This window comes from Micromonospora chalcea, from assembly GCF_028768405.1.
Classification (GTDB): Bacteria; Actinomycetota; Actinomycetes; order Mycobacteriales; family Micromonosporaceae; genus Micromonospora; species Micromonospora chalcea.
In genome coordinates this window covers 6,789,722-6,815,209 of record NZ_CP118233.1, presented here as the reverse complement: position 1 = coordinate 6,815,209, position 25,488 = coordinate 6,789,722, and the positions used below count along the sequence as shown (strand labels likewise).

Here is a 25,488-nt window from a genome sequence, read left to right as displayed (position 1 = left end):
CGCCACCTGCCATACCCAGCGCTGCGCGGCTACGATCGCCACTTGCCGTCAGGAACAACGATAGAAATGGTGCAGTGATCCGTTGAGTGTCGAGTCTGATCAGCGCAGCTTATTGCGGATTCTACTGGTCCGCTGGCTTCGTCGTAATGGCTATGGCAAATTATGTAAGAGCGAGCCGCCAGACTATTCATTGATGGGCAACCGGATGAGCATCTACTTGATGTTTAGCATCCTGTTGGGGCTCTGGATATACTCCATCACTCATCTAGATTGGAATGCATGGTGGGCTCTCACAGCAATTACCATGTCCCTCTTCGTGGGCGGCGCATTGATAGGCTACGCCAAACTGTCGGCCAAGGCCTTTTATCTCTTCTTCCTTGGACTGTGGGGCGCATCGTTCGCCCACCTAATTATCGTTGATGGATTCGACGCGGTTCTACCAACCCATGTGCTTCCGCTGGTCATTGTTCCAACCCTTCGGGGAGTCGGAAGCGCCGCCACGATCGCGACTCAGCTTCCGCTCTTCATTCCTGTATCGCTGATTATCGTTCTCCTACCATTGCTAACGGAGGATCCATGGAGGCTGGCAGCGGCAGCACGAGATCGACTTGGGTGGTTTGCCGCTCTCGCCCTTCTACCACCGATGATGCTTTTGGCTTGGCGCATCATGCGCACCCAATCAGCGAACGTTCTTCACACGGCAGCGGATCGCCTTTCGGCGCTTTCGGATCGTGATGCAGTTGCCCTCCGGGAGATCAAGAAGATGCGCCATAGCCGTGATCAGGAACTTGACGAGGCGTCAATGAGACGCGAAATCCGTTCCGCTATGGAGACGGATCAACCCGAGGAAGCGGCGGCACGAATCCTCGAAGCCGCCAGAACTTCAACGCGCCTAAGGGCGGCTCGCCGCCTAGGCTCTCTCGCTCTCGGGGTGTCCGTTATTATATGGGCGTTAATATATTCTCTAGCTTGGGCCTCAATGCCTGTCTCGCTAGCAGCCGACTGGTCGAAGGCAGAGGTCACCTTTGAGACTTTGAATATTTTTTGGGTCAACATTACGGTGCCGGTAGCTCCTTACGTGTGGGTATCCACATTATTGGCGATCGTCGCGTGCGCAGGGTTCTTCGGCTTCGCATTGACCGAGGATCAGCATTCTGACGCATTATGGGAAACGGTCGCTCAGAAGCCTGCCGACACGTATCTCCTCATGGCGCTTCCTTACTTGCAGGCATTCGGAGGCGGGGACCGCATTGAGAGCAAGACGAAAAGCTCTTCCAATCTGCCGACTCCTCGGCAAAGGCCCCGCGGAGATGCTTCCAAAGGCAGTGAGAATGCCCCTGGTCGACGTTCTAAATCTCACAAGCAACGTCCGACTAAATAAATAAAAGGCCTTCACCTCAAGTGCGCCTTGACGACGGATGTTCGGACGTCGACCAACGCGGCCGTCGCGACGAGGCCGTGGTGGGGATGCGGCGCGCGCATACCGGGCAGGCCCCTGTAGCAGGGCGCCCCGGCCCTGTTTGCCCAGCTCAGGAAGGGTGACGGCGTCACTTGGCGTTGAACTGTCGCCCGATGGCAGGCGAGCCGGGTAAAGGTGGTTCACCCCTCGCCTGAGCTGCTCGAACTCCGGGCATCGACCGTCACCGTTAGGCACCTTTGGTCGACGTTTCACGGCCTGGCGACGGCCTGAACCTCGACCCGATGCGAGGAGGTTCGGCCGTTGCCGACTCAGGCGAGCGGGCAAAGTCCGGCAGGCAGGGGGTCGCCCAGGCATCACGGCCGCCGACCAACCTCCATACTTGCACTGTGACCGTCGACTGGGGTGACGCCCCCGCCTGGGCTGGATTCGCCATCTCCCTAGGTGCCAGCGTCATCGCACTACGCGCTCTCAAGCACTCGAAGGACTCTGCCGGCGCATCCGTGATCTCAGCCCAAGCTGCGGTCAGGCAAGCTGCGGCCGCCGAGCGTCAAGTTGAACTGGCCGAAGCTGCGTTCAAGGCTGCCGAGGAGAAGGCTGCAGAGCCGGCCGCGGCCGTGGACACACGCCCCGCCCAGGAGGTGTTGGTAGGACCCACCCCGCCCTACGTTGCTTGGTGGATCGAGCAGAGGTCCAAGAACAACTACGTGTTGCGCAACATCGGAACAGACACCGCGCGTAACGTCGAGATTGACAAGTCCCGTATCGAATGCCCTTTCAGGGGGGCAACCGAGGTCGAGGAGTTGCCGCCGCAGGCGTCGCTCGGCCTGCTCCTCATCCCGGCTTGGGGGGCTCCCAAACCGAACGAACTCTGGGTCCGCTGGGATGAACATCCCGACTGGGTCGCCGTCCCGGTGCCGTAAGGCATGATCCGTATCCTCGGGCGAGAGTAGGGACTGCGACCGACAGGCCCGTCGCCTCGGCCTCAGGGCACCCACCCTCCTCGCCCCCGCTCCGGCGGTGGGCCGACTTCAGACGTTGAAGCGAGCTTAGGTCGACCTGCCGTTGAACTGCACCGACGTGCTTGCGGCGCAGGTCAGGCGGCTTTGGCACCTCACAATGCTGCCAGCTGCTTGCCAACGTTTGACGACGTCTTGTGCCCTAGCCGTGCCCCCAGACGGTCGCTGTACCGCTAGTCGCCCACGAGCCACTGTCAGATCTTCGACATAACCTCCTTGGAATTTGTGCGGAGGCGGTGCAGTCGATAAAGGCAAGGAGTTCGTACTAGGATGCGGCTATGGCTAGTGGGCGGACCGGTAGGCCAATTCGGGGAATCAGCACAATGGCGCGGGCAATCGCAAGGAGGTGGAAAAACGCCCGATCCAAGAGCTATCAACCTAAACCCTTCTTAGTCATCTATTTGCTCTTACTCCTACTGGGTACTGCTGGCGCATTCGTCACCTACCTCGCCCTAGTTAATTGGGTTCCAGGAGCAAGAAGCAATAGCCTGGACGCACTCAAAACATCCTTGACCGTTGTTGCAGGAACTGGTGCAGCTGCCGCCATTTATGTGAGCTATCGCAAGCAGAGGAATGACGAAGCGAATAGCACTCGAGAACATGACCGACTATTCACTGATCGCTTCACAAAGGCTTCCGAGCAGCTTGGCCACGACGCTGCGGCCGTACGACTGGCCGGCATGTATGCGCTTGCGCGGATCGCGGACGATTCAGAGCGCGACCGCGAAACATGCATGAAGGTGATATGTGCGTACCTGCGAATGCCTTTCGACCCGACAGCCCCAGACTCGGACCTTGCCGAGCGCAACGTGAGGGCCACCGCCTTAAAACTCTTAGAGGAACGCTTGCGCCCTTCGCATCCTCACTTCTGGAAGGGTGCGGATGTCGACCTGAGCGGTGCCTATTTAATCAATGCAGCATTCGCTAGGACCGTTTTAGATAAGGCCATCTTTTCCGATGCGCATTTCTATGGTGTTGCGCTTTTCAGCCTTATGCGATTTGGCTGGCGCACGTATTTTGAGCGTGCAACATTTCACGACAGAGTGTGGTTCGGGTACTCAGAGTTTCACGATCAAGTCACCTTCAGGGGCGCTCGGTTTCTTTCCGAAGCAGCCTTCTGCCACGGTCAATTCTTAGACAAGGTGACCTTCTTTGATGAGGCTAGATTTGAGGGGGCGGCCGACTTTTCGAATGCAAAATTCCCCGCGTCTGCCTCCTTTAAGGACGTCCACTTCGAGTCCGCCCCGACCTGGCCAGAGGGATACGAGTTGAACGATGGCAAGCTCGTCAGGGTTGTATCTGACGTACCGAAGCAACAAACGCCAGAGGATGTTGCTTAGCCGGTTCGCCCACACACGCCCACGTGACCCAGTCGCATGTACGGACGCTGCCGGAACGGAGTGAGTCGGCTCTCGTGTCACGGACCGTGCCCCCGGCGGACACCGCCACAGTGGCGCAGTTGACTTGACCTCGCCCGGCACGGACCCTGCTCCCGGGGCCGGATCTGGCCACCGACGGCCACCGCTCCCCCCTCCCAGGTGAGCGGTTGATCTGACCCTGAGCGGCTGCGGAGCGGGCTCCTGGATGACCTGCAACGCCCTCGGCGGACACCGTCCCCATGCTTGGGGCTTGCCGCGCGGACCCCGGCGCGCCCTCCCCTGCGCTGCGCTGCTCAGGCGCGGCGCGGCCGGTTGCCGGCGACGAACCTCCACTACTCTCACCGCTATCCCGTCTGCGGCGGCCCCGGGCTCCCCACTCTCCGCGCCAGCGGCCGGGCATAAGGCGTGACGGCCGCAGAGCGACAGCGACGCGGCCAGGCACGCGCCCAGGCGGCGGCGCGTGCGGCCCGTTGCGGGCCGCCTTGATAGACGTACAGAAAGTCCTCCCAGACGGGGGCCGGCGGCCAGCTGTCGGATCACAGGGCCGGCGGCCGGCTCCTGCGCCGCTTGATGGGTCGCATGTGAGCGCGTAGAAAGCCGGTGGTTCGGCAACGGGCGGTCGGGCTACGGTTCGCGGATGAGCATCCTGCCCGGGGCGACGAGACAGTCGTTTGCGGGTCGCAATCTTCGGCATCGCACCCTGGACAGGCACTCCTTCAAGTTCTGCGATTTCCGGGGCGCCGACCTTCGGGGCGCCTCTCTCCGAGGTGCTCACTTCGCTGGCTGCGATCTGCGGGATGCTGACCTGCGCGATGCCGATCTTTCCTACGCACAGTTCACCTACGTGAGAACACACGATCCGGAGTACGGACGCACAGACGTAACCGGGGCCCGGTGGGACGGGGCCACCCTCCGAGGCATAATCACGGAGCGCGTCCTTGGGTGGCCGGATGGCCTCTCAGACTCCGGCATTACTTCGGGTTGACGTGTCGGTACCCGGTGCTACTCTTGCGCTCGTCGAGCACGCCAGCGCGGCCTTCCTGCCGGATCGCTGGACTCGACGCCGAAGATGCCGAGCGGCCGTCCTGCCGCTGATGCGGGCCACGCCCCGCCGGCTCTCGATCGCACCGGCCGCTATGCCGGTCCCCTGAATCCGATTAACCGGCCCAGCACGGCCTTTGCCTGCCGTCCACTATGGCCCGGATTCGCTGATCTCCACGGGTGGGGGCAGCCTGCGGCAACCCGCCGGATGCCGACATCCCAGGCTCCCCACCCGTGCCGGCCTCGATGCCAAAACCACGAGCGTGAAAGGACATGACCCCATCGGCGGGAAGTGGCACCACCACGATTCCGCCCTCCGGCGTCAGCCGCCCTCTCGGCGGTGCCAGGAGACACGACGAACACCACCAGCGGACAGGCGTCCACGGCTGGTGGTGCTTCGTCTCCCGTCCCTGCCACCCCCGCACGAGGAGACAGCCATCTTCGCCACCTACCGTCCCGGCCTCGCCGCCGGTCGTGACGCCCAGGTCCTGCACCGCGCCGCTACGCCGGAGTTCTCCGGCTGGCTGGAGCACACCCGTCCCGCTGGCGGCTGTGCTCGCCCGGTCCGTCTCAGCGGCACGATCGCCGCCGTTGACCGGAACACCGGCCGAGTCCTGAGCGAGCAGCACACCGACGAGCTGCCCGACCGGACGCTGTACAAGGCGTGTGGCAACCGCCGCGGATCGGTGTGCCCGGACTGCGCCTGGGTCTACCAGGGCGACGCGTACCAAGTCGTCTGTCGCGGCCTGACCGGCGGCAAGGGCATCCCCGCCTCGGTCGGCCGGCACCCGGTCGTCTTCGCCACCTTCACCGCCCCGTCCTTCGGCCCGGTCCACCACCGCCACGTCCCAAGCCACACCTGCCGCAACCGGCAGCGCTGCGACTGCCGACCCGCACCCTGCCGCGCCCGCAGCAACGCCGGCACCTGCAAGCACGGACAGCCCATAGCGTGCTTCGCCCGCCACGACGCCGACGATCCGCGGCTGGGCCAGCCGTTGTGCCTCGACTGCTACGACCACGCCCACCAGGTCGTCTGGAACCACTTCTCCGGCGAACTGTGGCGACGTACCAAGCAGGCCGCCGAACGCCACGTCGCCGGGCGCTGCCGTCGACGCGGCATTCCGAAGGTCGGCATCGTCACCGCCTCCGGCAAGGTCCGCTGGGTGCCGCCCGTGCGGGTGTCCCACGGCAAGGTCGCCGAGATGCAGCGTCGGGGAGCGGTGCACTTCCACGTCCTGTTGCGCCTGGACGGCGTTGACCCCGACGACCCGGACGCCCTCGTACCGCCACCGGACGGCATCACCGTCGACGACCTGGAAGACGCGATCCACGCCGCCGCCCGGCAGATCACCGTCACCACACCCCCGCACCACGACCAGCCGCAAGGCTGGCTGGTCACCTGGGGCGAGCAGGTCGACGTCCGACGCATCAACACCGTTGGCGGCGAGCTGACTGACGGCAAGGTGGCCGCCTACCTCGCCAAGTACGCCACCAAGGCCACCGAAGCCACCGGCCACTCCTCCACCCGACTCACCACGGCCACGATCGACGACTACGCCGACCCCGGAGGCGACCACGTCGCCCGCCTCATCGACGCCTGCTGGCACCTCGGCCGCCCCATCCACACCGATGTGACCGGCGGCGCCGCAACCGGCGACCACCGTCAAGCCAGCCTTGACACCAAACCGACCGCTTACACCGGACTGCGTCGCTGGGCGCACATGCTCGGATTCGGCGGCCACTTCCTCACCAAAGCCCGCCGCTACTCCGTCACCTTCGGCCAGCTCCGCGCCACCCGCACCACCTACCGCCGCGGAGAGGACGACGAACCCGCCGACACCATCACCGTCGGCACCCTCACCTACATCGGCTCCGGCTGGCTCACCGAAGGCGACGCATTCCTAGCCAACACCGCCGCAAGGCAGCGACGCGAGAGCAGACGCATCGGACGGGAAGAACTCGCCCACGAGGCGTGGCTAGGGGTGGCCGCATGAGCCGTGACCTCACCCCGCGCTGGTACTCCCCCGCAGAACTCGCCGTCCTGCTCGGCTTCGGCATCTCCAAGGTCAAGATGAAGATCGCCACCGGCGAGCTGCGCTCCATCAAGGACGGCAAGTACCGCCGCATCCTCCCCGAGTGGGTCGACGACTACATCCGCGAGCAGGTCGAGCGCCAGGAGGCCGCCTGATGCCCGGACGTGCATGAGCCAACGGAGAAGGCTCGATCTTTCCGTACCGCAACGGCTTCGCCGCGTACGTCTGGGTCACCAAGCCCGACGGCCGACGCACCCGGAAGTACGTCTACGGCAAGACCCGCGAGGCCGTCCACGACAAGTGGATCAAACTGCACCAGCAGGCCAAGGCCGGACCGGTGGCAACCAGCGTCCCCACGGTCGGCAACTTCCTCACCTATTGGCTGGCTGAGATCATCCAGCCGAACCGGGCACCCCTGACCTACGCCACCTACGAGACGTTCGTCCGCCTCTACATCTCCCCCGGCCTCGGCGCGAAGCGGCTCGACCGGCTCCAGTCGCGGGACGTGCAGACCTGGATCAACCGGGTCGCCCGGACCTGCCAGTGCTGCGCCCAGGGCAAGGATGCCGCCCGGCCGAAGCACAAGCGCCGCTGCTGCGCGGTCGGCCGCTGCTGCCAGGCCGTCCCGTCGACGCGGACGGTCAGCGACATCCGGGCCGCGCTGCGGGCCGCTCTCACCCACGCCCAGGCCGAAGACCTCATCGCCAAGAACCCGGCCGTGCCGGTCACCCTCGCCACCGTCCGCCGCCGCCGGGGCAAGTCATGGTCGAGCGACGAGGCCCGGAAGTTCCTGGAGTCCGCGAGAGCCGACGACGACCCGCTCTACGCCGCCTACGCCCTGGTCCTCGTCACCGGACTCCGCAAGGGCGAAGCGCTGGGACTCACCTGGGAGGACGTCGACCTCGATGCCGGAGAACTGACCATCGGCCGCCAACTGCAACGCGTACGCGGGCAGCTCCTGCACCGCGACACCAAGACCCAGGCATCCGACGCCACCCTCCCCCTGCCCGACATCTGCCTCACGGCCCTGAAACTGCGGAGCGAGCAACGCGACGAGGCTGAAGCAGCCGCCGGCAAGGCGTGGCACGAAACCGGACTCGTCTTCACCACCCGCTACGGCACCCCGATCGAGCCGCGCAACTTCCAACGCTCCTGGCAGACGAGATGCGACAAGGCGAACGTCAAGCCGATCACCGTCCACGACGCCCGGCGAACCTGCGCCACACTGCTGGCCGACCTCGACGTCCACCCCAGAGTCGCCATGCAGGTGCTCAGGCACGCCCGCTTCTCGGTAACGATGGAGATCTACACGCAGGTCACATCGACAAAGACGAGAGAAGCACTCAAGCGCCTCGGCGAATCCCTGAGCCGCTGACGAGAACTGCTGTACAAAGCTGCTGTACGCAAGCAGAAAGGCCACCTCCCGAACCCGGGAAGTGGCCTTTGACCTGCGTGGGCGATACTGGGATCGAACCAGTGACCTCTTCGGTGTGAAGCAGGACGCCGCACCGACTCTGACCTGCGGAAACGAGAAGCCGCAGGCAGGGGTGGGTGCAGTTGCGCACCGTTGGGTGCCGTTCGGTGCGGTTGAGGGCCGTTCAGTGCACCCTGTTGCTCCCAACCTGCTCCCCCAATCCCGGGCCCGTGACCGGGTTGCTGCAGCCAGGCTGGAACGGGCGTCCTACAGGTCGTTCGTCAGAGATCGTGGCCGCTTGCCCGAGCGGCCTTGGCTGGCGTCGGCGCCGGTTAGCCGCGCCCCGCGTACCGCTCAGACCACCGCGGGCTGGGCTCGGTCGCCACCCTGCCGACCAGCACGATCCGCTGCGGGTCGAGCAGGAGGCAGCACGTGACGAGCCAACGGGCCAGTTCGTCGACGCGCTGGCGAAACTGCTCGCCGGGCGTCCAGATCGCCTCGGTCGTGACCAGCGAGCCGTACACCGGTTACCGGATCGAGGTCAAGATCCCGTTCAGCGTGCTGCCCGACAACATCTACTCCGGAGGACGGGGGCGCGCCGGTCAGAGCGTCGCAAGCACCCCGGCCAGAACGACCAGGCAGCACCCGATCTCGATCATCCCGACCTGCACAGGGCGGAGCCGGCGTGCCGGCAGCAGCGCGGCCCGGAGCAGGAGCAGCAGGAAGACCGGACCGAGCAGCACATCCAGCAGCCAGACCACGGCGGCCAGGGCGAGCACGTGGTATCCGATGGAGAGACGGAGGAAGCGACTGTCACCGCGTTGCCGGATCATCGTCTTGACACAGAGGACAGTGCCGAACAAGTAGAGCAGGAGCACTGCGAAGGCCGGGGCGACCCGGGTGACGGACACACCGGCGATGGTCGCCGCGACGAAGACCAGCAGGCAGCTCTGCGCCACCGAGGCCAAGTCGTTGAGCAGTGCCCGTTCCCGGCGATGCCAGGCGTATCCGGCGTTGACCGCCAGCAGCGCGGCGTAGCCCGGGGCGTACCAGAGGACGGCGGGCCGGGCGAGCGCCACAGTCGCCGCGAGCGGCGCCGCCAACAGGCCGTACACCAGCAGCTGGGGGGTAAAGCGGCTCGGCCGACGGCTCTTGATCGCCTGGAAGGCGTAATACGACAGCAGGTAGCCGGTCAGCCAGGCGCCGAGCAGCGGCAGGTGCGGCCAGCGCGGGCCGGCCAAGGCCACCCCCACGGTGTACGGCAGCAGGAGCATCGCCCACGCGCCGTGCTGGGGTGGGACGAACTGGCGCACGCGGCGGCGGCGCGTTACCGGGCGGTCGGCTACGACAGCGGTGTTCATGGTGGTCACCGGACCTCGAACAGGCCACGGGCGCCGCGCTCGGCGTCGACCATGGCGTGACTGACGAACGGGTAGTGCCCGGCTGCGGGGAAGACCGTCTCCACGAAGCCGCCGCCGGCCGGGGTGAGGGACAGCACCTGTGCTCCACCGGGGTCGGTCGGCCGGTTCTCCCAGTGCCCCTCCCGGTAGACGGTGTCGAACTGGGCGCCGACGATGTGGAACGAGCTGTCTCGGTTGGGGCCGGCGTCGAGCAACCAGACTCGGACCCGTTCACCGGCCCGGGCGGGCAGCGGACGGTGCGCGTACTGGGCGGGGTAGCCGTTGAAGACGACGGCGTCGGGGCGCTCCGCCTGCATCGCGGCCAGGTCGCCGGGCTCGCCGTCCGGGCCGAGGTAGAGCTCGGACTGGACGAGCACGAACTCGCGATCGACGCGGGGCAGGTCGGGCGGGTCGACGATGACCGCACCGTACATCCCGTTGCCGATGTGGTGCAGCATCGGCATGGTCGAGCAGTGGTACATCCAGATGCCGGCGCGGGTCGCGGTGAACCGGTAGGTCAGCCGCTGCCCGGGGTCGATCGGGCGCATCACCTCGTCCGGGGCGACGGCACCGGCGTGGAAGTCGATGCCGTGGTCCAGGGTGCCGTCGTTGACCAGGGTGATCTCGAAGGTGTCGCCGACTCGGCCGCGCAACACCGGGCCGGGCACGGTTCCGTCGAAGGTCCACAGCCGCTGCCGTACCCCGGGCGCGACCTCCCGGACGACTTCCCGGACGTGCAGCTCACGCCGGTGCAGCCGGCCGGGCGGCACGGGCGGAGCGGTGGCGTCCCGGGCGACGAAGGCCGCGCCAGGGTCGGCCATGGCATCGAGGCGCGGCCTCGTTCCCTCCGTCGCCGCGGCCGTCCCTGTCGGAGCGGCCACAGTGGCCCCCGTCGGGACGATCCGCAGTGTCATGCCGGCCTGCCGGTGGGCGGGCAGGGAGCACCAGCCCTCCACCGTCGCCCCGATCACGCCGGCGTCCAGCCGGGCGTCGCCGCCCCGCGTCAGCAGCGGTGTCTTCGCCCCGGAGGCCAGGACGAGGTCGTGGCGGCGGTTGTCCCGGTTGGTCAGCTCGATGACCAGTCGATCACCCCGGGGCACGTCGATCCGGTCGGGGTGGAAACGCATGCCGTCGGCGACCACGGTGACCGTGGTGGTGTGCCCGGTCGGGGTGACGGCGGTGGCGGCGGCGGGGACGGGCGCGTCACCGGAGACGCGTTGGGCGGCGACCCCGACGAGGACGGCGACGAGGACGAGGGCGAGACCCGCGGCTGCTCCGCCGAGCGGGCGGGGCACGGGGGCGTCGGTGCGCGCGGACACGGGTTACCTCCGGGCGGTGAGCAGGACCCGCACGGCCGGCACGAGGAACTGCACCAGCGCGGCGAGGATCAGCAGTGAGGTGGTGATGCGGACGAACGGCGGGGTGGGCAGGACGAGGACCAGCAGGGCGGCGTTGGTCATCGCGACGCGCTGCGGGCCGTGCCGCTCCAGCAGCGCGGCGCGGCGGCGCACCGGCGCGGGTCCGCCGCCGAGCACCACGGGCAGCAGGTGGGTCAGGGCTCCGACGAGGACCTGGGCGACGAAGCCGACCAGCAGCGGGAGCAGCACCGCACCGAAGCGGTCGGCCGCGCCGGCCGGGTCCGCAGCGGGCAGCAGCGTCGCGGCGTCCACAGCGAGAGCGACCATCAGCCAGCCGCCGGCCGCGGCGAGCGACCAGGACGCGAACGCGTACGGGGGGCGAGTGCGCGCGACGGCCAGCGCGGGGCGCAGGGCGACCAGCGCGCCGAGGGCGAACAGGCTCAGCCCGGCCGCGGTGACGAGCCGCCACCAGGCGAGCAGGCCGACGCCCAGCAGGACCAGTCCGGTCGTCGCCACCGGCAGCGCGACGGTGGCGGCTCGGACCGCACCGTCGGCCATCCGGGTACGCAGCACGGTGGGCCAGAGTGTCAGCAGTGTCCCGAGGACGGTCAGCGTCACCCAACCGAGCAGGTTCACGTGGGCGTGGAACAGCAGCAGCCGGGGGCGCAGCGGGTCGTCGATCACCAGCATCCCGGCGCCGACCGGCACGCCGGCGAGCAGGGCCACGGTCGCCGCCAGGTAGTAGCGGACCGTGACGGAGAACCGGGCCGGCAGGGCGCGGCGCAGCCGGCGGGTGAGCGCGACGAGGTGGGCGGTCACCGCGACGAAGACCAGCGTGGCGCCCGCCACGCCCAGCCAGGGGCGGTCGGCCGTGCCGCCGGTCAGGACCGCCAGGACGCCCACGTTGAGCGCGGCCAGCCGGGCCGCCTCGGCGCGGCGGCGGTCCGGGGCGGGAGCACGCAGCACGGCGGCGGCGAAGTGGGCGCTCCACACCACGACGGCGTTGCTGACCGCACCGAGCAGCAGCAGGTGGATGGCCGTCCAGTGCCACGCGGGGAGGAACGGATGGACGAAGGCGAGCACGACCAGCCCGGCCAGGTAGGCCAACGGCAGCGCAGCGACCCGGCGGTGCCAGCCGGCCCGCCGAAGGCCCGCCGCCACGGCCGGAGCGGTCACCGGGCCGGGGGCCGGGGCGGCGGGACCGGCCGACGCGACTGCCGAGACGGTCGGCCCGGGCCTCGGGCCCGAGGGCGCGGTCGGGGCGGAGTCGCCGCGGGTGCCGGCCATCACCGCACCGCCGGCACGACCGGCGGGACGACCGCCGTCCGGGTCCGCCGCCGGGCGGCGCGGACCAACGCGGCCACCACTCCGCCGACGAAACCGAGCACCGCCAGGACGTTGCCGACGCCGCCCCAGCGCCACCCGGCCGGCACGCCGAGCACGTCGCCGACCAGGACCCGGATCGTCAGGGTGGTGTGCAGCAGGGCGAGCGGGGCGTACAGCCACGGTCCGTAGGGCAGTGGGCGGCGAAGCACAGCCGGCAGGATCACTGGAGCGTGCGCGAAGATCATCGACATGGTGAAGCCCAGGAAGACCAGGTGCAGGGTGGCGTCGTAACGGGAGCCGCCGGTGACCGGCCCGGCGCCGGCCCACAGCAGGCCGGCCAGCGCCAGCCAGGCGTACCCGGTGAGCAGGCCGACCGCGACGTAGCGGGGGAGGCCGACGGCGCGCACCGTGCGGCGGGCGACGTCGCAGACCACCAGCCAGGCCACCGTCGCGAGCAGGCCGACCCCGAAGAGGTACGCCCCGACGGCCGGCCAGAGCGCGGCGGCGGTGGCGCCGGCGGTCAGCGTGCCGAGGGCGGCGAGGAACCAGCCGACGCCGTGCCGGGGCAGCGTGAGGTGAGCGAGTTCCAGACGCTCCCCGGCGATGGTGGCCACCACGAAGGTGGCCAGCCAGGGCACGATCTCCGGCACGCTGAGGCCGGCGAGCCAGAGCAGGGTAGCGGCGTACCAGCTCAGCGCGCCGGTGACCTGGGCCAGCAGCGCCGGGCCGGGCTGCCGCCACCACAGCCGCTGGTAGATCAGCAGCAGCAGCACCGAGGCGAGCATGAGCAGCAGCCGGCCGGGCAGGCTCGGCCCGGTCAGCACCAGCAGCACCGCCCCGGCGCCGGAGCAGGCGGGTGCGAGCAGGGCCCACCGGGTGCCGAGGGCCACCGCGCGTTCCAGCGCCACCAGGGTGCCGACGAAGCCCAGCACCATCAGCGGGCCGTGCACCTGCTCCAGTGGGACGTGAGGCGCGGGCATCGGCAGGCCGAGCAGCAGCAGGGCGGCGTAGAGACCGCTCACCAGGGCGAAGCCGCCCGCGGCGAGGACGGGGAGACGCCATCGTACGGCGACCGGCCGTGGGTTCATGCCGGCTCTTCGGTGATGTTCGGCAGGGCCAGCCGCACCACGCAGGCGTCGGGTGCGCCGAAGGGTTCGAGCACGGCGCCGGCCGGTGAGGCACCGGCGTGTTCGAGCGTGCCGCGGACCACGCCGACGTGCAGGGCGCAGATCGCGTCGGGGTTGCGGTTGACCAGTTCCAGGAAGGGACAGGTGTGCAGGTGGATCTCGGTCGCCCCGTCGGCCGTCCGGTGTCGGCGGGGATTGAAGCCCAGCCCGCGCAGGACGTCGAGCAGCGTCTCGACGGGCTCCCTGCCGGGCGGGGTGGCGGCGGCGAGGTGGCGTCCCCAGGCCTGGCCGGCGCGGGTGGCCTCCGCCCGGACGTCTCCGTGGCCACGCCGCGACAGGTGGTCGAGCAGGGCGGCGGCGAGTGCCCGGTAGGGCGCGGGGGCCGGGGCCTCCGCGACGGCCCGGTAGCGCCACGCCGGCCGTCCGGGCTGGCCCCCACTGGCCCGCGCCTTGACCAACAGTCCGGCGTCGACCAGGCGGTCGAGGTGGGCGCGGGCGGTGGACAGGTGCAGGCCCGTCCGTTCCCCCACCTCGGCGATCGTCATGCCGACGCCGGCGGCGCGCACGAACTCCAGGATCGAGGCCCGGCTGGCGGTGCCGAGGGCCCGGTGGCGTTGCGGGTCGATGGTCTCGCCGGCCGGCCCTGTTCTCGGGGTTTCCACGTTAGATAACGTTACAACGTCGTTCACCCGCAAAACCCTGGAGGGCTCCATGTCCGCCTCACGCTCCCCGGCCGACCACGAGGCCGCGCAGGCCGTCGTCCGGCACCACGCCCAGCTCGCCGCCGACCTCGACCGGCACGTCGGAAACCTGCTGACCGCGGCCGACCAGGGTGACGCCGCCGGGGCGCTCCGGCACCGCGACGAACTGCTCCGATGGCTCCGCGACGAACTGCTGCCGCACGCGCACGCCGAGGAGGAATCCCTCTACGCCGCCGCCGGTGAGCGGGCCGAGGGTGAGCTGCTGGTCCGGGGCATGCTCGACGAGCACCAGGCGATCACCGGCCTGGTCGCCGAGCTGGAGACCGGCAACCGGCCGGTACGCCTCGCCGGCACCGCGCGCGCCCTCGCCGCGCTCCTCGCCGTCCACCTGGCCAAGGAGAACGACCTGGTCGTCCCGCTGCTGGTGGACGCGGCCGACGTCTCGCTGGCGAAGTTGCTGGAGGGGATGCATGATCTGCTCGGCTCCTCGGAAGGCTCGAAAGGCGGCGGTTGCGGCGGGGGTGGCTGCGGCTGCGGTGGTGACCGGGCACCGGCCGACGCGGCGGCACCGACCCTGACCATCGATCCCCGGCTGGACGTCCGGCAGCTCCCGCACGACCAGCGCCACGCGCGGGTGCAGGCGGCGCTGGAGGCGCTGCCGGCCGGTGGAGCGCTGGTGCTGGTCGCCCCGCACGCACCCCGCCCGCTGCTGGCCGAGGTCGCAGCCCGCTACGGCGACGGCATGACCAGCGAGTGGCTGCAGGACGGGCCGGACGTGTGGCAGATCCGGCTCTCCCGCCGGCCGTTGACGGTCTGAGCAGTCTGTCGGTGCCAGGGCGGCGGGGGTCAGGGCCCGCCGTCCCGGCGTACCGGGCCGTCCGGCCCTGCTGACGGAGGTTGCCGGTACGCACGATGGAGTCGCCCACCCTCGTGGTCAGGAGACGAAGTGTGCAACTACTGCGGCTGTCGGGAGTTCCCGCTGATCGGCCGGCTCTCGGCCGAGCACGAGGCGATCGCGAACGCGGCCGGCCTGCTGCGCGGCGCGGTGCGGGCCGGCGGCCCGGACGCTCTGGTGGCGCTGGACGCGCTGCTGGCGCTGCTGATGCCGCACACCGCCACCGAGGAGGACGGCCTCTTCGAGGAGCTGCGGGCCGAGGGCAGCCTGGCCGAGGCGGTGGCGAAGCTCTGCGCGGAGCACGACGACATCCACGGCGTGCTCGGCGGCGTCGACCGGGCCGCCCCGGACTGGCCCGCGGTGCTGGCCGCCCTGGACCGGCTCCACCGGCACATCGACAACGAGGAGCACGGTCTCTTCCCGGCCGCGGTGATCGCGCTGCCGATCCCGGCCTGGGACCGGATCACCCCGGCGGAGGCGGCGGCCGGGTGAGCCGGCCCGGATGCCGGCCGCTGCCGACGCCGCCCCGCGGCTACCGGCGGTGCGCCTCGGTGGTCTTGACCGGCACGGTCTCGCGGAGGTCGTAGAGGGCGTCGAGCACGTCCTCGGTCTGCCCGCGTCGAGGCCGCCCAGCGCGGCGCCCCACCCGACCGGCACCAGGAAGAACACGCTCCACAGTGGCCCCCGGTCCCGGACCTGCCCGGCGAGCGCCTCGCGGGTGAGGGTGGGCGTCCCGGACGGTGACGCCGAGACGGCCGGGCCCCGCTCCGTGCCCTGCCGGTGACCGCCCGACCGGGCCCGAAGTCCCGCCGCGAACCCGCAGATTCAAAGCCGATGATCTCGGGACCTTCGGCCCGGTTTCCCGAGGTTGTACGTCGGCACCATGGCCATTACGCCCTCGCTCGGGGTTGCACTCCGGCGCATCTGTCGAGAACGTGGGGCAGTACGGCCATCTATCGAAGGAATGAGGCGTATGTCGCGAGCCACCGATAGTGCGGGGCGGGCGCTGCTGGCGGTGGGCGGCCTGGTACGCCGGGCCGAGGTCTCCGCCGACGGCAGGACATTGCACCAGATCGGCGGCCGGGAGGCGGACGCCTTCTACCGGGATCGCTGGTCCTACGACAAGGTGGTGCGCTCCACACACGGAGTGAACTGCACCGGCTCGTGCTCCTGGAAGGTGTACGTCAAGGACGGCATCATCACCTGGGAGCAGCAGCAGACCGACTACCCGAGCGTCGGACCGGACCGGCCTGAGTACGAGCCTCGGGGCTGCCCCCGGGGTGCCGCCTTCTCCTGGTACACCTACTCCCCCACCCGGGTCCGCTACCCGTACGCGCGGGGCGTGCTGGTGGAGATGTACCGGGAGGCCAGGGGCCGCCTCGGTGATCCGGTGGCCGCGTGGGCGGACATCCAGGCCGACCCGGAACGACGCCGCCGCTACCAGAAGGCCCGCGGCAAGGGCGGCCTGGTGCGGATCACCTGGGACGAGGCCCAGGAGATGGTCGCCGCCGCGCACGTGCACGCGATCGCCGAGTACGGCCCGGACCGGGTCGCCGGCTTCTCCCCCATCCCGGCCATGTCGATGGTGTCGCACGCCGTCGGCGCCCGGTTCCTGTCCCTGCTCGGCGGCTCGATGCTGTCGTTCTACGACTGGTACGCCGACCTGCCGGTGGCCTCCCCGCAGGTCTTCGGCGACCAGACCGACGTGCCCGAGTCCGGGGACTGGTGGGACGCCTCCTACTTCGTCATGTGGGGCTCCAACGTCCCGGTGACCCGCACGCCGGACGCACACTGGATGGCCGAGGCGCGCTACCGGGGGCAGAAGGTCGTGGTGGTCAGCCCCGACTTCGCCGACAACGTCAAGTTCGCCGACGAGTGGATGCCCGCCCAGCCGGGCACCGACGGCGCCCTGGCGATGGCGATGGGGCACGTCATCCTCAAGGAGTTCTTCGTCGACCAGCGCACCCCGCGCTTCGTCGACTACGTCCGCAGGTTCACCGACCTGCCGTTCCTGGTCACCCTGGAGCCGGGTGCCGACGGGGCGTACCGGCCGGGCAAGTTCCTCACCGCCGACGACCTGGGCGAGACGGACAAGGAGGCGGCCTTCCGGACGGTGCTCTGGGACTCGGCCACCGACGCTCCCGCCGTGCCGCGGGGCAGCCTCGGCCACCGTTGGGGCGAGCAGCAGGGCCAGTGGAACCTGGACCTGGGCGACCTGGAGCCGGCGCTGACCTGCCTCGGGGCGGGCGACGCGGTGGAGGTGGAGCTGCCTCGGTTCGACACCGACACCCCGCAGACGCTGCGCCGGGGCGTGCCGACCCGCACGGTGCGGGGCCAGTTGGTGACCAGCGTCTTCGACCTGGTGCTGGCCCAGTACGGGGTGGGCCGCGACGGCCTGCCGGGCCAGTGGCCGACCGGGTACGACGACGTCGAGGCGCCGTACACGCCGGCGTGGCAGGAGCCGGTCACCGGCGTGCCGGCGGCGCAGGTGGCCCGGGTGGCGCGGGAGTTCGCCGACAACGCGGACCGCTCCGGCGGACGGTCGATGATCCTGCTCGGCGCCGGCACGAACCACTGGTTCCATTCCGACGCCACCTACCGGGCGATTCTGGCGCTGGTCACCCTCACCGGCTGCCAGGGGGTCAACGGCGGCGGCTGGGCGCACTACGTGGGGCAGGAGAAGTGCCGCCCGGCGACCGGCTGGGCGCAGCTCGCGTTCGGCCTGGACTGGGTCCGCCCGCCCCGGCAGATGATCGGCACCGCCTTCTGGTACGTGCACACCGACCAGTGGCGCTACGACACCTACTCCGCCGACGTGGTCTCCTCCCCCACCGGCACCGGCGCGTTCGCCGGCAAGCACACCATGGACCTGCTGGCCCAGTCGGCCCGCTCGGGGTGGATGCCGTCGATGCCCACCTTCGACCGCAGCCCGCTCGACCTGGCCGACGAGGCCCTCGCCGCCCGGCCGGACGACCCGACGGGCTGGGTGGCCGAGCGGCTCGGCGAGGGCGACGTGAAGTTCGCCTGCACCGACCCGGACGCGCCGGAGAACTGGCCACGGGTGCTGACCGTCTGGCGGGCCAACCTGCTCGGCTCGTCGGCCAAGGGCAACGAGTACTTCCTGCGGCACCTGCTCGGCACCGACGCGAACCTGCGCGCCGAGGAGGCGCCGGAGGAGTTGCGGCCCAAGGACGTGACCTGGCGGGAGGAGGCCCCGGAGGGCAAGCTCGACCTGCTGCTGAGCCTGGACTTCCGGATGACCTCCACGACGCTCTTCTCCGACATCGTGCTGCCCGCCGCCACCTGGTACGAGAAGCACGACCTGAGCAGTACCGACATGCACCCGTTCGTGCACGCCTTCACCCCGGCGATCAACCCGCCGTGGCAGACCCGGACCGACTTCGACGCCTTACACGGCATCGCGAAGGCGTTCTCCACTCTCGCCGGGCCGCGGCTGGGCGTACGCAAGGATCTGGTCGCGGCGCCGCTGCTGCACGACACCCCGGACGCGATGGCGACCCCGCACGGCCGGGTCCGCGACTGGGCGGCGACCGGGGAGACCCCGGTGCCGGGCCGGACCATGCCGAAACTGGTGGTGGTCGAGCGGGACTACGGCGCGATCGCCGACAAGATGGCCGCGCTCGGGCCGCTGATGGATACCCTCGGCACCACCGGCAAGGGCTTCTCGGTCGACGTGCGGCCGGAGGTCGAGTATCTGCGCCACAAGAACGGTGAGGTGCGCGGCGGCGCCGCGGACGGGCGGCCGTCGCTGGCGAAGGACACGCACGCCTGCGAGGCGATCCTGGCGCTGTCGGGCACCACCAACGGGCGGGTCGCCACCGCGGGCTTCCGGGACGTGGAGAAGCGCACCGGGGTACGCCTGGCGGACCTGGCGGCCGAGCACGAGGGCAAGCAGATCACCTTCGCCGACACCCAGTCCCGCCCGGTGCCGGTGATCACCAGCCCGGAGTGGTCGGGCAGCGAGCACGGCGGCCGCCGCTACTCCCCGTTCACCATCAACACCGAGCGGCTCAAGCCCTGGCATACGCTCACCGGCCGGCAGCACTTCTTCCTCGACCACGACTGGATGCACGAGGCCGGCGAGGCGCTGCCGATCTACCGGCCGCCGTTGGACATGCACAAGCTCTTCGGCGAACCGCGACTCGGCCGCAACGGGGAGCTGGAGATCACCGTCCGCTACCTCACCCCGCACTCGAAATGGTCCATCCACTCCGAGTACCAGGACAACCTGATCATGCTCACGCTGTCCCGGGGCGGACCGACGATGTGGATGAGCGAGGCCGACGCGGCGAAGATCGGCGTCCGGGACAACGAGTGGATCGAGGCGGTCAACCGCAACGGCGTGGTGGTCTGCCGGGCCGTGGTGACGCACAAGATGCCCGAGGGCACGGTCTACATGTACCACGCCCAGGAACGGGTGATCGACGTGCCCAAGTCGGAGACCAACGGCCGGCGCGGCGGCATCCACAACTCGCTGACCCGGCTGCTGGTCAAGCCCACCCACCTCATCGGCGGGTACGCGCAGCTGTCCTTCGCGTTCAACTACCTCGGCCCGACCGGCAACCAACGCGACGAGGTCACCGTGATCCGCCGCCGCTCCCAGGAGGTGCAGTACTGATGCGGGTCATGGCACAGATGGCGATGGTGATGAACCTCGACAAGTGCATCGGCTGCCACACCTGCTCGGTCACCTGCAAGCAGGCGTGGACCAACCGCTCCGGCGTCGAGTACGTCTGGTTCAACAACGTGGAGACCCGCCCCGGGCAGGGCTACCCGCGCACCTACGAGAACCAGGAGCGCTGGCAGGGCGGCTGGGTGCGGACCCGCTCCGGCAAGCTCAAGCCACGCTCCGGTGGCCGGGTGAAGAAGATGTTCAGCATCTTCGCCAACCCGAAGCTGCCATCCATGCAGGACTACTACGAGCCGTGGACGTACGACTACGAGCACCTGATCAACGCGCCGGCCGGCGAGGACACCCCGGTGGCCCGGCCGAAGTCGCTGCTCACCGGCCAGGATACGAAGATTACCTGGAGCGCCAACTGGGACGACTCGCTCGCCGGCGGCAACGAGATCGCCGCCGGTGACCCGGTGCTGGCGAAGGTCTCCGGCCAGGTGAAGCAGGAGTTCGAGAAGACCTTCATGTTCTTCCTGCCGCGCATCTGCGAGCACTGCCTCAACCCGTCCTGCGCGGCCTCCTGCCCGTCGGGGGCGATCTACAAGCGGGCCGAGGACGGCATCGTGCTGGTCGACCAGGACCGCTGCCGGGGCTGGCGGATGTGCGTGACCGGCTGCCCCTACAAGAAGGTCTACTTCAACCACCGCACCGGCAAGGCCGAGAAGTGCACCTTCTGCTTCCCGCGCATCGAGATCGGCCAGCCCACCATCTGCTCCGAGACCTGCGTGGGGCGGCTGCGCTACCTCGGGCTGATGCTCTACGACGCCGACCGCGTCGCCGAGGCCGCCGCCATCGCCGACGAACACGACCTGTACGACGCGCAGCGGTCGGTCTTCCTCGACCCGCACGACCCGGCCGTGGTCGCCGCCGCCCGCGAGGTCGGCATCCCGGACGACTGGATCGACGCCGCGCAGCGCTCGCCGATCTGGGACCTGATCATGCGCTACGAGGTGGCGCTGCCGCTGCACCCGGAGTACCGGACCATGCCGATGGTCTGGTACATCCCGCCGCTGTCGCCGGTGGCCGACGCGCTGCGCGAGACCGGCCACGACGCGGAGGAGGCCGGCAACCTCTTCGGGGCCATCGACGCGCTGCGCATCCCGGTGGAGTACCTCGCCGAGCTCTTCACCGCCGGCGATCCGGAGCCGGTGCGCGGGGTGCTGAACCGGCTCGCCGCGATGCGCGCCTACCAGCGCCGGATCAACCTGGGCGAGGAGCGCGACGAGTCCATCGCCGCCGCGGTCGGCATGACCGGCGCGGAGATGGACGAGATGTACCGGCTGCTCGCCATCGCCAAGTACGAGCAGCGGTACGTCATCCCCGCCGCGCACGCCGAGGACGCGCACCGGCTGGAGAAGATCGCCACCGAGTGCAGCCTCGATTACGAGGGCGGCCCCGGGATGGGCGGCGGCGGCCCGTACGGCCAGGGGCCCTTCGGGGAGTCCTCCGGCACGCCGATGCCGGTCCAGGTGGAGACCTTCCACATGCTGCGCGACCGGCAGACCGCGGAGGGCTTCACCGATCCGGGCGACGAACCCCGCCGGGTCAACCTGCTCAACTGGGACGGCAAGGGCAGCCCGAAGGGTCTCTTCCCGCCCCGCAGCCACGAATCCGCACCCGTCGACGGAGGTAACCGGTGAGCCAGCCGACCTGGCGGGCGGTGGCCGCCCGCGCGGCGTCCCTGCTGCTGCGCTATCCCGAAGAGGAGGTCCTCGCCGCGCTGCCCACCGTGCGGGCCGCGCTCGACGGCCTGCCGGCCGAGGTCGCCCGGCCGCTGCGCGAGGTGGTCGCCCACCGGGAAGCCGACGCGCCGGTCGACCTGCGGACCGCCTACGTGGAGGTGTTCGACTTCCGGCGCCGCTGCTGCCTGCACCTGACCTACTACACCTGCGGCGACACCCGTCGCCGGGGTGAGGCGCTGGTCGACTTCGCCGCCGCGTATAAGGCGGCCGGACTGACCGTCGTCGACGGCGAGCTGCCCGACTTCCTGCCCGCTGTCCTCGACCTGGCCGCCGCCGACGACGACGGGTGGCGGCTGCTGCGGGAGAACCGCGTCGGCCTCGACCTGCTGGTCGAGGCGCTGGCGCGGGAGAAGTCGGTGTACCGGCAGGCCGTCGCCGCCGTCCGGGAGATGCTGCCGCCCGCCCAGCCCGGGGACATCGCCGCCGCCGCCCGGCTGGCCCGCATCGGGCCGCCGGTGGAGCAGGTCGGACTCGAACCATTCGGACTGGTCGACACGACTGGAGGACGCCGATGAACATCCTGCTGTGGGTGGTGTACCCGTACCTGTCGATCGCGATCCTCGTCGGCGGCCTGATCTGGCGCCACCGCTACGACAAGTTCGGCTGGACGACCCGATCCTCCCAGCTCTACGAGAGCAGCATCCTGCGGTGGGGCAGCCCACTGTTCCACTTCGGAGTACTGATGGTCCTGATCGGACACATCGGTGGCCTGTTGGTCCCGAAGTCCTGGACCGAGGCGGTCGGCGTCACCGAGCACACCTACCACCTCATGGCCGTGTTCATCGGCACGGTAGCCGGCTTCTGCACCCTGATCGGGCTGGGCATCCTGATCGCCCGCCGCCGGTTGACCGGGCCGGTCTTCGCCGCCACCACCCGCAACGACAAGGCGATGTACGTGGTGCTGGCGGGGGTGATCGTGCTGGGCCTCTGGGCCACGGTGCGGGCCAACGTCGCCGGCACCGGCTACGACTACCGGGAGACCATCTCCCCGTGGTTCCGGTCGCTGTTCTACCTCCGCCCGGATCCGGGGATCATGGCCGACGTCCCGGTGGGCTTCCAGATCCACATCCTGGCCGCCTTCGCGCTCTTCGCGTTCTGGCCGTTCACCCGCCTCGTCCATGCGTTCAGCGCCCCGGTCGGCTACGCCACCCGACCCTACGTCGTCTATCGCAGCCGCGACGACCGGCCCGGACTGCGGCCGACCCGCCCCGGATGGGAGGGGCCGCCCCGGCTGCCCACCCCGCGCGGCGGTCGGACCCGCTCGCGCCGGTGACCACCGCCGCCTCGACCGCCCGGAGACCGCCACCGGCTGCCTCCGGCGAACGGGCAGCCCGACGTCCCGGCAGGGAGGAACCACCGGTGACCATCGCACCGCACCACACCGACAGTCACCATTCGTCCCGACCCGCGACGGAGTGGGCCGCGGCGCGGGCGCTGGCCCACCGGCTCCCCGCTCCCCTGCCCGCGGAGTCGGTACCGCTGGCCTCCGCCGCCGGCCGGACCCTCGCGGCGCCACTGGTCGCGGCGGTCCCGCTGCCCGGGTTCGACAACTCCGCGATGGACGGATACGCGGTGCGCGGTCCGGGCCCGTGGCGGGTGGTCGGCCGGATCCTGGCCGGTCGCACCCACGCCGTCGCGCCCCTGGTCGAGGGGACCGCCGTAGAGGTGGCCACCGGCGCTCCCGTCCCGGCCCGGGCGGACCGGGTCGTGCCCTACGAGATCGCCGACCGGATCGGTGACGTCCTGCGGGCGGTGCCGGGCGACCGTCGGCACATCCGGAGCGCGGGCGAGTACGCCGCCCGCGGTCAGGAACTGGTGCCGACGGGTTCGCCGGTCACGCCGGCGGTGCTGGGGCTGGCCGCGAGCGTCGGCCTCGACCACCTCACCGTCCGGGCCCGACCCCGGGCCCGCCTGGTGATCAGCGGCGACGAGGTGATCCACGCCGGCCGTCCCCCGTGGGGCAGGGTCCGGGACGCGATCGGCCCGATGCTGACCCCGCTGCTGTCCGCCTGGGGAGCGGACCTCCTGGGTCCTCGGATGGTCGGCGACCAGCCCGACTGGTTCGCCGAGGCGATCGCGGACAGCACGCGAGAAGCAGACGTGACGGTCGTCTGCGGGGCGTCCTCCGTCGGCCCGGCGGACGGGCTGCACGCGTCGCTGCGGCACCTCGGGGCCGTGGCGCACGTGGACGGGGTGCGGTGCCGGCCCGGGCACCCACAGATCCTGGCCCAGGCCGGGGCCCAGTGGATCGTCGGCCTGCCGGGCAACCCGTACGCGGCGCTGGTCGCCGCGCTCACCCTGATCGACCCGCTGCTCACCGGGCTGGCCGGACGGCCGCCGGCCGATCTGGACACCGCCGTCCTCACCGATCCGTTGCGCCTCGACGAGCGGAACACCCGGATCGTGCCGGTTCGGCGCGGCGCGCGGGGCGTGCGGCTGGTCGACGGGGCGCACCCGGGATACCTGGGCGCGGCGGCGGACGCCGACGCGCTGGCCGTGGTGCCGCCCGGTTGGCGTCCCGGCACCCCGGTCGGTCTGCTCACCCTGCCGTGACAGGTGGGGACGTCCTCCTGGCCGGGTCTTCCGGCCCTGCCGGGGTGGGTTGGCTCGAGCGAGGCTCGTACCGGTGAAGCGGACCGCCGCATTCCCCTTTGACGCCGCGACAGCAGCACGACAATCCTGACGGAGTTGAACGATGACCAGCATCCGTGACCAAGCCGGGTCCACCGCCCCGGTCGGGCGTCCCGAGGCCACCTCCGGCGCCGCCCTCCAGCTAGCCGTGGCCACCCTCGGTTTCCTGGTGAACTTCTGGGCATGGGCCCTGCTCGGTCCGCTGGGCCCCGGCATCAAGGAACGGCTGGGGCTCGGCTTCGCCGCGCAGTCCCTGCTCGTCGCGGTGCCGGTGATCGTGGGCTCGCTGGGCCGCATCCCGGTCGGCGCGCTCACCGACCGGTACGGGGCCCGGGTAGTCTTCCCGCTGGTCACCGTCGTCACCATCGTGCCGGTGCTGACCCTCACCACGGTCTCCTCCTACCCGGCGCTGATCGTGACCGGCTTCTTCCTCGGCATCGGCGGCACCGCCTTCGCCGTCGGCGTCCCGCTGGTGTCCGGCTGGTATCCGCCGGCCCGGCGCGGCTTCGCCATCGGCGTGTTCGGTGTCGGCATGGGTGGCACGGCGATCGCCAACTTCACCACCGTCCGGCTGGCCGACACCTACGGGGAGCGGGCCCCGTTTCTGCTGGTCGCGGCGATCCTGGCGGCGTACGCGGTGCTGTCGTTCTTGCTGCTGCGCGACGCGCCGGGCCCGGCCCGGCCCACCGGGTCGGCCTGGCAGCGGCTCGCCGGCGTCGCCCGGCTGACCGTCACCTGGCAGCTGTGCTTCCTGTACGCGGTCGGGTTCGGCGGGTTCGTGGCCTTCAGCGTGTACCTGCCGGCGTACCTGCGCACCGCCTACGGGCTCGACGCCGCGGACGGTGCGCTGCGGACCGCCGGGTTCGTCGTGCTCGCCGTGCTGGCCCGCCCGGCGGGCGGCTGGCTCTCCGACCGGCTGCACCCCGTGCCGGTGCTGGTGTGGTGCTTCGCCGGGGTGGCCGGGTTCGCCGTCGTGCAGGCCTTCCAGCCGGCCCTGATGCCGGTCGCCACGGTCGCGCTGCTCGGCATGGCGGTGCTGCTCGGCGCAGCCAGCGGCGCGGTGTTCGCCTTGGTCGGCAAGGTCGCCCCCGCCGACCAGGTGGGCGCGGTCACCGGGCTGGTCGGGGCCGCCGGCGGGCTCGGCGGGTTCGTGCCACCTCTGGTCATGGGCTGGGTGTACGGGTCGCAGGGCTCCTACGCCATCGGGCTGATGCTGCTCTCCGACGTGGCGCTGGCCGCCGCGGTGTTCACCGCGGTAAAGATGGGAGGCCTGGCCCGCCTCGCCGGTTGACGGTCTCGGTGCGGGCTG

General features: G+C 70.3%; 21 protein-coding genes and 1 pseudogene. 15 read left to right on the top strand and 7 right to left on the bottom strand.

From position 1 onward, the window contains the following. Window positions 1-193: 193 nt before the first annotated feature. The 7 genes from PVK74_RS30890 to PVK74_RS30865 all read left to right on the top strand — a co-directional run bounded on the left by PVK74_RS30890 (window position 194) and on the right by PVK74_RS30865 (window position 8,264). A complete protein-coding gene (locus PVK74_RS30890; protein ID WP_147265149.1) occupies window positions 194-1,381 on the top strand; it encodes a hypothetical protein in 1,188 nt (395 codons plus the stop codon). A 425-nt stretch (window positions 1,382-1,806) separates the two neighbouring features. After that, window positions 1,807-2,340, top strand: a complete 534-nt coding sequence (locus tag PVK74_RS30885) for a hypothetical protein (protein WP_147265150.1) — start codon at window positions 1,807-1,809, stop codon at window positions 2,338-2,340. Window positions 2,341-2,759: 419 nt separating this feature from the next. Further along, window positions 2,760-3,776, top strand: a complete 1,017-nt coding sequence (locus tag PVK74_RS30880) for a pentapeptide repeat-containing protein (RefSeq protein WP_158559993.1) — start codon at window positions 2,760-2,762, stop codon at window positions 3,774-3,776. A gap of 676 nt (window positions 3,777-4,452) precedes the next feature. Further along, complete coding sequence (locus tag PVK74_RS31270; protein WP_420800511.1) at window positions 4,453-4,800, top strand: pentapeptide repeat-containing protein; 348 nt, start codon at window positions 4,453-4,455, stop codon at window positions 4,798-4,800. 493 nt (window positions 4,801-5,293) lie between these two features. Continuing rightward, window positions 5,294-6,850 carry a replication initiator gene (locus PVK74_RS30875; RefSeq protein WP_274479334.1) on the top strand — a complete coding sequence of 519 codons (1,557 nt, stop codon included), beginning with the start codon at window positions 5,294-5,296 and terminating at the stop codon, window positions 6,848-6,850. Continuing rightward, window positions 6,847-7,044, top strand: coding sequence for an excisionase family DNA-binding protein (locus PVK74_RS30870; RefSeq protein WP_274477846.1), 198 nt, complete (start codon window positions 6,847-6,849; stop codon window positions 7,042-7,044). Before PVK74_RS30875 ends, PVK74_RS30870 begins: the two co-directional genes overlap by 4 nt. 35 nt (window positions 7,045-7,079) lie before the next feature. Further along, window positions 7,080-8,264: a tyrosine-type recombinase/integrase gene (locus PVK74_RS30865; RefSeq protein ID WP_274479333.1), complete on the top strand. Its 1,185-nt coding sequence runs from the start codon at window positions 7,080-7,082 to the stop codon at window positions 8,262-8,264. 371 nt (window positions 8,265-8,635) lie between these two features. Here PVK74_RS30865 and PVK74_RS30860 read toward each other — a convergent pair whose 3' ends face one another. From PVK74_RS30860 to PVK74_RS30835, 6 genes are all read right to left on the bottom strand, one after another. Continuing rightward, the gene (locus PVK74_RS30860) at window positions 8,636-8,827 is read right to left on the bottom strand and encodes a hypothetical protein (protein ID WP_245254705.1); all 192 of its coding nucleotides are present in this window, start codon (window positions 8,825-8,827) and stop codon (window positions 8,636-8,638) included. A 78-nt stretch (window positions 8,828-8,905) separates the two neighbouring features. Then, entirely contained in the window at window positions 8,906-9,664 is a 759-nt protein-coding gene (locus tag PVK74_RS30855; RefSeq protein ID WP_064447519.1) for a YwiC-like family protein, read from the bottom strand. Window positions 9,665-9,669: 5 nt separating this feature from the next. Then, the gene (locus tag PVK74_RS30850) at window positions 9,670-11,022 is read right to left on the bottom strand and encodes a multicopper oxidase domain-containing protein (protein WP_209960729.1); all 1,353 of its coding nucleotides are present in this window, start codon (window positions 11,020-11,022) and stop codon (window positions 9,670-9,672) included. A 3-nt stretch (window positions 11,023-11,025) separates the two neighbouring features. Continuing rightward, window positions 11,026-12,348 carry a hypothetical protein gene (locus PVK74_RS30845; protein ID WP_209960728.1) on the bottom strand — a complete coding sequence of 441 codons (1,323 nt, stop codon included), beginning with the start codon at window positions 12,346-12,348 and terminating at the stop codon, window positions 11,026-11,028. After that, window positions 12,348-13,475 carry a hypothetical protein gene (locus PVK74_RS30840; protein ID WP_209960727.1) on the bottom strand — a complete coding sequence of 376 codons (1,128 nt, stop codon included), beginning with the start codon at window positions 13,473-13,475 and terminating at the stop codon, window positions 12,348-12,350. Before PVK74_RS30840 ends, PVK74_RS30845 begins: the two co-directional genes overlap by 1 nt. After that, window positions 13,472-14,227 (bottom strand): helix-turn-helix transcriptional regulator, encoded by a 756-nt coding sequence (locus PVK74_RS30835; RefSeq protein ID WP_245254704.1) that lies wholly within the window; start codon window positions 14,225-14,227, stop codon window positions 13,472-13,474. Before PVK74_RS30835 ends, PVK74_RS30840 begins: the two co-directional genes overlap by 4 nt. On the opposite strand from PVK74_RS30835, the gene PVK74_RS30830 reads away from it, so the two are divergent. Beyond that, window positions 14,226-15,032 carry a DUF2249 domain-containing protein gene (locus tag PVK74_RS30830; RefSeq protein WP_209960726.1) on the top strand — a complete coding sequence of 269 codons (807 nt, stop codon included), beginning with the start codon at window positions 14,226-14,228 and terminating at the stop codon, window positions 15,030-15,032. The genes PVK74_RS30835 and PVK74_RS30830 overlap by 2 nt on opposite strands. 129 nt (window positions 15,033-15,161) lie before the next feature. Beyond that, window positions 15,162-15,602, top strand: coding sequence for a hemerythrin domain-containing protein (locus tag PVK74_RS30825; protein WP_064447300.1), 441 nt, complete (start codon window positions 15,162-15,164; stop codon window positions 15,600-15,602). Window positions 15,603-15,651: 49 nt separating this feature from the next. Here PVK74_RS30825 and PVK74_RS30820 read toward each other — a convergent pair. Beyond that, window positions 15,652-15,890, bottom strand: a pseudogene (locus PVK74_RS30820) (radical SAM/SPASM domain-containing protein); the annotation flags it as partial. A gap of 193 nt (window positions 15,891-16,083) precedes the next feature. Between PVK74_RS30820 and PVK74_RS30815 the strand changes: the two are divergent. The 6 genes from PVK74_RS30815 to PVK74_RS30790 all read left to right on the top strand — a co-directional run bounded on the left by PVK74_RS30815 (window position 16,084) and on the right by PVK74_RS30790 (window position 25,470). Then, complete coding sequence (locus PVK74_RS30815; protein WP_274477845.1) at window positions 16,084-19,749, top strand: nitrate reductase subunit alpha; 3,666 nt, start codon at window positions 16,084-16,086, stop codon at window positions 19,747-19,749. Beyond that, on the top strand, window positions 19,749-21,446 hold the full coding sequence (gene narH / locus PVK74_RS30810; protein ID WP_064447298.1) for a nitrate reductase subunit beta: 1,698 nt from the start codon (window positions 19,749-19,751) through the stop codon (window positions 21,444-21,446). Before PVK74_RS30815 ends, narH begins: the two co-directional genes overlap by 1 nt. Beyond that, the gene (gene narJ, locus PVK74_RS30805; protein WP_064447297.1) at window positions 21,443-22,063 is read left to right on the top strand and encodes a nitrate reductase molybdenum cofactor assembly chaperone; all 621 of its coding nucleotides are present in this window, start codon (window positions 21,443-21,445) and stop codon (window positions 22,061-22,063) included. Before narH ends, narJ begins: the two co-directional genes overlap by 4 nt. Next, window positions 22,060-22,821 (top strand): respiratory nitrate reductase subunit gamma, encoded by a 762-nt coding sequence (gene narI, locus PVK74_RS30800; protein ID WP_064447296.1) that lies wholly within the window; start codon window positions 22,060-22,062, stop codon window positions 22,819-22,821. Before narJ ends, narI begins: the two co-directional genes overlap by 4 nt. Window positions 22,822-22,907: 86 nt before the next feature. Next, a complete protein-coding gene (locus PVK74_RS30795; RefSeq protein ID WP_064447295.1) occupies window positions 22,908-24,101 on the top strand; it encodes a molybdopterin molybdotransferase MoeA in 1,194 nt (397 codons plus the stop codon). Window positions 24,102-24,243: 142 nt separating this feature from the next. Continuing rightward, window positions 24,244-25,470, top strand: a complete 1,227-nt coding sequence (locus tag PVK74_RS30790) for an MFS transporter (protein ID WP_274477844.1) — start codon at window positions 24,244-24,246, stop codon at window positions 25,468-25,470. Window positions 25,471-25,488 lie beyond the last annotated feature (18 nt).

What these genes read in the sequence shown, in the direction of transcription:
- PVK74_RS30890 (WP_147265149.1), top strand. Translation starts at nt 194, where the DNA reads ATGGGCAACCGGATGAGCATCTACTTGATGTTTAGCATCCTGTTGGGG.
- PVK74_RS30880 (WP_158559993.1), top strand. Translation starts at nt 2,760, where the DNA reads ATGGCGCGGGCAATCGCAAGGAGGTGGAAAAACGCCCGATCCAAGAGC.
- PVK74_RS31270 (WP_420800511.1), top strand. Translation starts at nt 4,453, where the DNA reads ATGAGCATCCTGCCCGGGGCGACGAGACAGTCGTTTGCGGGTCGCAAT.
- PVK74_RS30870 (WP_274477846.1), top strand. Translation starts at nt 6,847, where the DNA reads ATGAGCCGTGACCTCACCCCGCGCTGGTACTCCCCCGCAGAACTCGCC.
- PVK74_RS30855 (WP_064447519.1), bottom strand. Translation starts at nt 9,664, where the DNA reads ATGAACACCGCTGTCGTAGCCGACCGCCCGGTAACGCGCCGCCGCCGC.
- PVK74_RS30845 (WP_209960728.1), bottom strand. Translation starts at nt 12,348, where the DNA reads ATGGCCGGCACCCGCGGCGACTCCGCCCCGACCGCGCCCTCGGGCCCG.
- PVK74_RS30840 (WP_209960727.1), bottom strand. Translation starts at nt 13,475, where the DNA reads ATGAACCCACGGCCGGTCGCCGTACGATGGCGTCTCCCCGTCCTCGCC.
- PVK74_RS30830 (WP_209960726.1), top strand. Translation starts at nt 14,226, where the DNA reads ATGTCCGCCTCACGCTCCCCGGCCGACCACGAGGCCGCGCAGGCCGTC.
- PVK74_RS30835 (WP_245254704.1), bottom strand. Translation starts at nt 14,227, where the DNA reads ATGGAGCCCTCCAGGGTTTTGCGGGTGAACGACGTTGTAACGTTATCT.
- PVK74_RS30815 (WP_274477845.1), top strand. Translation starts at nt 16,084, where the DNA reads ATGTCGCGAGCCACCGATAGTGCGGGGCGGGCGCTGCTGGCGGTGGGC.
- narH (WP_064447298.1), top strand. Translation starts at nt 19,749, where the DNA reads ATGCGGGTCATGGCACAGATGGCGATGGTGATGAACCTCGACAAGTGC.
- narI (WP_064447296.1), top strand. Translation starts at nt 22,060, where the DNA reads ATGAACATCCTGCTGTGGGTGGTGTACCCGTACCTGTCGATCGCGATC.
- PVK74_RS30790 (WP_274477844.1), top strand. Translation starts at nt 24,244, where the DNA reads ATGACCAGCATCCGTGACCAAGCCGGGTCCACCGCCCCGGTCGGGCGT.